This is a genomic window from Salinivibrio sp. MA427 (assembly GCF_001996115.1).
GTDB classification, from domain to species: Bacteria; Pseudomonadota; Gammaproteobacteria; order Enterobacterales; family Vibrionaceae; genus Salinivibrio; species Salinivibrio costicola.
Map to the genome: position 1 here is coordinate 1 of NZ_MUFH01000242.1, position 5,612 is coordinate 5,612.

Genomic DNA, 5,612 nt, shown 5'->3' on the forward strand with positions numbered 1-5,612 from the left:
ATCGCAAAGAGATCTTTAGCTTCGTCGGCACAGACGAGCGAAATCGCATGACCCACAGCGCCGGCCCGTCCGGTCCGTCCAATACGGTGAACATAATCTTCAGCGACATGGGGCAAATCAAAGTTAACCACTTGTGGTAATTGCGCAATATCGATGCCACGCGCGGCAATATCGGTCGCAACAAGCACGCGTACATCACCGGTTTTGAATTGCTCCAGTGCTTTGGTACGTGCGCCTTGGCTTTTATTACCGTGAATCGCGGCAGCACTGACGCCATACTCATCTAAATAACGCGACAGACGATTGGCACCGTGCTTGGTTTTACTAAAGACCAACACTTGTTGCCAGTTGTTATCGGCAATTAACGATAAGAGCATCGGTGCTTTTTGCTTTTTATCAACAGGATAAATGCACTGTTCGACACTGGTCGCCGCTTGGTTAGCAGGGCTAACCGAAATCTCTACCGGGTTGTTGACCATGCCTTTGGCAAGTTGACGGATCTCATCCGAGAAGGTGGCTGAGAACAATAGATTCTGACGTTTCGTAGGCAAAGCGGCCAAAATCTTACGGATATCACGAATAAAGCCCATATCCAGCATGCGATCGGCTTCATCCAGCACCAACACTTCAAGTTGCGAAAAGTTGACGGCATTTTGGTTATACAGATCCAATAAACGACCCGGCGTTGCCACGAGGACGTCGGCCCCTTTACGCAATCTCATCATTTGCGGGTTTATCTTCACCCCACCATACACCACCAGCGAGGTCAGCGGCGTGTACTGACTGTATTGTTCAACGTTTTTATGAACTTGTGCGGCGAGTTCACGCGTTGGCGTTAAAATCAAAGTGCGAACGTGATTCGGGCGCGCATGTTTACCGGCTTGCAAACGTTCTAAAATCGGTAACGTAAACCCAGCGGTTTTACCGGTGCCGGTTTGCGCGGCAGCCATCACATCTTGGCCTTCAATTACTGCCGGAATCGCTTTAGCCTGAATCGGTGATGGGATGGTATAGCCTTGCTCTTGCACGGCTTTAAGGAGTGGTGCAGATAGTCCTAAAGAGGAGAAACTCATCAATTGATCTCAATAAATAAAAAAATGTCGCCACGTGTAGACACTCTACCCGTCGCTTAAGGGCATGAATATCAATATCGTTGTATGAGGAAAACTCGGCGTTCAGGAGGGTTGCTCTAGAAGTGATATCAATAATCTTGATTGCGGCGCCATTGTGACGACTTTCGCGCCATTGAGCAACAATTATCGCAAAAGCGCCATCTTCAAAAAGAAAACCGGGGACAGGCCCCGGTTTAGATTAGGCGCGTTATCCCACTTTAGTGCAGCTTCAAGCTTGGACGTAACACACGGTTAATGCGGCCGACTAACATCATCAAGCCGGTTTTTACATAGCCGTGCAACGCAATTTGATGCATGCGATACAAAGAAATATAAACCACACGCGCGATGCGCCCTTCGATCATCATTGAGCCTTTGGTCAGGTTCCCCATTAAGCTGCCAACCGTCGAGAAGCGGCTTAAAGAAACCAGCGAACCATGATCTTTAAACACATAAGGTTTAAGTTCACGCCCGTTCATTTTCGCAACAATATTGCTAAAGCACAGGCTCGCCATCTTCCTGCGTGCACGCCGCGCAATCACCAATCACAAAAATATCGTCGTCACGGGTCGTTTGTAAGGTGTTCTTCACCTCAAGCTGATTAATGCGGTTGGTTTCTAAACCCGCAATATCTTTCAAGAAATCAGGCGCTTTAATCCCCGCAGCCCAAACCATAATGTCGGCATGGATACGTTCACCCGATTTGGTTTCTAGGCCATCTTCATCAGYTTTTACCACAAAGGTGTTGGTTTTTACTGTTACGCCGAGTTTTAATAACTCTTGATGCGCGGCACTAGAAATACGTGGCGGTAACGCCGGTAGGATTCGCTCGCCTGCTTCAACCAAGGTCACATTCAACTTAGAGTTCTCGAGGTCACGGAAACCATAGTTGCGCAGCTCTTTAATCGCATTATGCAGCTCAGCCGACAATTCAACGCCTGTCGCCCCCGCACCGACAATGGCAATATCAACACTGCCGTCACCGTGTTTCGCGTGCAGGCGCATAAACTCATTGTTCATTTCACGGCGGAAACGGTGTGCCTGTTTCGGGTTATCCAGGAAAATACAATTGTCACGCACGCCAGGGGTATTAAAGTCATTAGAGGTCGAGCCAATCGCCATCACTAAGGTGTCATATTCGAGCTCACGCTCGGGCATTAATAGCTCGTTATTCTCGTCATACATGGGCGCGAGGGTGATCACCTTACGTTCGCGATCAATATCCCACAATGTGCCCATTTGGAAATCAAACCCATGATTTTTAGCATGCGCGCGATAGCTTAATGCATCGACGCCTTCATCCATCGATCCCGTGGCTACCTCGTGCAGCAGGGGTTTCCATAAATGGCTACTGTTTTTATCGACGAGGGTGATTTCAGCACGGCGTTTGCGGCCTAACGTGCGGCCTAGCTTGGTCGCGAGCTCAAGCCCGCCTGCACCACCGCCGACAACGATAATTTTGGTCACTTCTACATCCTTACCTTAATTAAAAAACACTCGCTAGCCGCACGCATGCCACTAGCTAAAATCGGTCTTAAGTACGCCACTTTCTATTTGTTAGTGACTAACGACATAATCTGTATCAGTGCGTGTGGTTTATTGCTGTGTAGTTGGTCAGCACGCCCGTCCATTTTGCCGTAAAATGGCGATCACTTCGACCCTTGTCTGTGCTTTATTTACGGATAAAATGTAGGAAAATAACACCAAGCGCGTATAACAATGGCGTAGCTATACGCTCGATACGGGAAAGTGACCATCAGGTAGACTTTTTAAAGTGCGCAATCGCTTGTAGATGCGTAGAAAGGTTTTTAAATTTATGGGTTTGCGCCTCATCCCAACGCACAGGATAGAAAGGTGAAAGCAGATGATAGCTACGTTGACTGTCTAGCACGTCGTCTTCACGTGATAGGATAACCAACGCCCGCTGCTGGTTGCGCTGACGAAAATCAGTGACACATTTAGTTGCAATATCTTCGTACTCTTCAGGACGGTCGATTTTGCCCGGCATATTTTCCTGAGGGTGCAAGTTAGGGTTGATCAGAACCTGCTTTATCCCGCACAAAAATCCAATTCGCTCTGACCAATACCCGCCTAGCCCAACACCACATATCAATGGGTTAGGATCCTGGCTGGCTTCGATCTGCGTTTGCACCTGTTTAAGTAAGTGCTGCATATCATGTTTGGGGTGCAGGGTGCTGTAATTAATGGTGCGAACATCGTCGTCAACAAATTGAAGTTGAAGCACTTTTTCGTGGTTGCCTGGACTGGTGGCATCAAAGCCATGCAGATAGATGATCATAAGCGGTCCTTGCTGATTGCGCTAAGAATGTAATGGCCTTTATCAATAGCATAGCTGCTTACACGCAAAAATGAGCAAGATCACCCTAGCGAGGATCAGGGTGTTTTTATCCAGCCATGCCTTGCAAACGCGACGCCCATTGCTCAAGTTCTTCTATCAAGTGCGTGCGTTGAGCATCATCCAAACTTTTATCGAACCGGAGTAACCAGTCAAGGCGCCGAGAGCGATAGATCGCCATGTCTGTCTGCGTATCACTACCACCGCGCCAGGCGACGAGGTCATCCACCCATTGACGCAGTTGACTATCCAAGTCATCGCGTTGGCGTGTCTCAATCAGGTTAAATAGCCGCGCTTGCAACTGCTCACGTACCGTAATGAAGGTCGGCATCGCGCGTTGCTGGTAGTCCGCCATCTCAGCGTAGAATGGTGCTTGGCTGTCTGTGGTGTGTCCGACCCAACCCTCAGTGCGCTCTTCAAGCTCTTCTTGTTGCTCGGCTAGCCGTTCTTGCGGTGATTGCTGGTCACGGCGCGCTTGTGCCTCAGCAATTTCGTCTTTTAAAAATTGGGTCAATCGCTCAGCCTGACGATCATCCAGGCTTTGCAATAAACGCGTCGTCGCCGGGATCAGTGCATTGAGTGTGGCTTGTATCCGAGTTTTAAACCCAGCTTGATGATCGCGCAATTGGTCCCATGTTTGGCGTTCCGCACTTTGCGCGGCGATCAAGGTGAGCCGATCCGCTAACCGAGGCAACTCCTCCACGCGATGCCATTGCTGAACTGCATCGAGGTCCGCTTTTACTTGGCGCGATTGGGTGGCGGTCAGGTCGACAATATCGTCCAGGTAATAGTGAATCCAAAACGGCAACGTATTGTACGCAAGCTCCGTGGTACATCCCGCAAGCACCAACAGACAGCCCACAAGCCAGCCTGTTCGACACCGCCGTTTGCAATCCTTGACCATATTGTCTCCTTATCCTTATTCGCCTATGCGTCAGCTACGAGGGATTTATCCGAATGTAGCGGGTTGTCTACTCTGAAAGCTGTTGATACAGCACGTCCGCTGCTTGATTGTACGCAGGTAATCCATACAGATTCGCCCCCACCTCATACCAACATAGTGCTAAATAGTCGGTAAACGGCAACCAAGCGTTGACGCGTGCGAGGATAACATTCACCGATTTTAGTTGCTGAAGACCACAATAACGCGCCACCACAGTGTGTGGTAACCAGCCATTAGCACGACAAAAGAGCGCGATGTCAAGATAAGGATCACCGGCGCGGGCATACTCCCAATCAAGCACACACAGGTTACCATCCGGCTCGATCACCACATTGTAAGCGCCCAAGTCCATGTGACACACCACCGATGGCTCATACGTTGGGAGCGGGCTATGTGCGAGCACCTTATGTTTGAGCCGGTGTAAACGCGCTACCACACCATCAGGCAGTTGCTTTTCATAATGAGCGCATTGTGCCTCGACGGACGCGGTTTCCAGATCCGTCGGCAGTTGGTGAATACGGGATAAAAGTGGAATAAGGATCGATGCCTGATCGGTTTTTAGATTACAAAGCGGTTCGCCATCCACCCAAGGCACCAATAATCCTTCGCCGTTGTGGACAATCGGCTGACGCGCCAGCCCATGCTCAGCGGCCAAAGATTGCGCCTGAGCTTCACGCGCACGGTCAATGGCAAAAGCATTCGCCGCTCGACCATGGGGACGCCAAACACTGCGCCCCCCCTGTGAGTCGGTGAGTCGTAAACAGCGATTTGTCAGGCCCGCTGCCAACGGCTCGACACCGGTAACCTCGGTAGGGACACCATAATAGCGCGTCAGTGCGGTAGATAAGGTCTGCGCCAGAGCAGGAGACCATTCAACGGCTGACAAAGCGTTCTACATCCTGCCAAGCGATCACTCCTGACTGTAAGTCCATTAACTGCAAACTTAGCTGATAAGGGGCCTGACCGGTGATTTTACCGCTCAGTTGATACTGCGCACCCAGCATGCGGCCATATTGCATAATGGTCGCGGGATCCACTAGCACCTGATTCGCTGCCAACCCTAACGAGGCGCGGACCGCCTGTACTCTCGCTTCAGGAACAGGCGTTATCCGACCGGATTCGATTAAGCCCGCTTGCAACTGCGTTGAATACCTTGGGGTAGGAAAATAATCGCCACTGCTATTTTGGATCGGTTGGACCA

General features: G+C 50.2%; 4 protein-coding genes and 2 pseudogenes. All 6 read right to left on the bottom strand.

Translation table 11 applies throughout. From position 1 onward, the window contains the following. A partial coding sequence (locus tag BZG79_RS12590; protein ID WP_108743295.1) for a DEAD/DEAH box helicase occupies window positions 1–1,073 on the bottom strand: 1,073 nt, incomplete at its 3' end. 257 nt (window positions 1,074–1,330) lie between these two features. Further along, window positions 1,331–2,579: pseudogene (locus tag BZG79_RS12595) on the bottom strand (NAD(P)/FAD-dependent oxidoreductase). 289 nt (window positions 2,580–2,868) lie between these two features. Beyond that, the gene (gene ycfP / locus BZG79_RS12600) at window positions 2,869–3,411 is read right to left on the bottom strand and encodes an alpha/beta hydrolase YcfP (RefSeq protein ID WP_077577006.1); all 543 of its coding nucleotides are present in this window, start codon (window positions 3,409–3,411) and stop codon (window positions 2,869–2,871) included. Window positions 3,412–3,517: 106 nt separating this feature from the next. Beyond that, entirely contained in the window at window positions 3,518–4,372 is an 855-nt protein-coding gene (locus BZG79_RS12605; protein ID WP_077774552.1) for a DUF6279 family lipoprotein, read from the bottom strand. A gap of 67 nt (window positions 4,373–4,439) precedes the next feature. Continuing rightward, the gene (locus BZG79_RS12610) at window positions 4,440–5,297 is read right to left on the bottom strand and encodes a phosphotransferase (protein ID WP_077774556.1); all 858 of its coding nucleotides are present in this window, start codon (window positions 5,295–5,297) and stop codon (window positions 4,440–4,442) included. Beyond that, a pseudogene (locus BZG79_RS12615) lies at window positions 5,284–5,612 on the bottom strand (penicillin-binding protein activator LpoB); the annotation flags it as partial. The pseudogene BZG79_RS12615 and the gene BZG79_RS12610, both read right to left, overlap by 14 nt.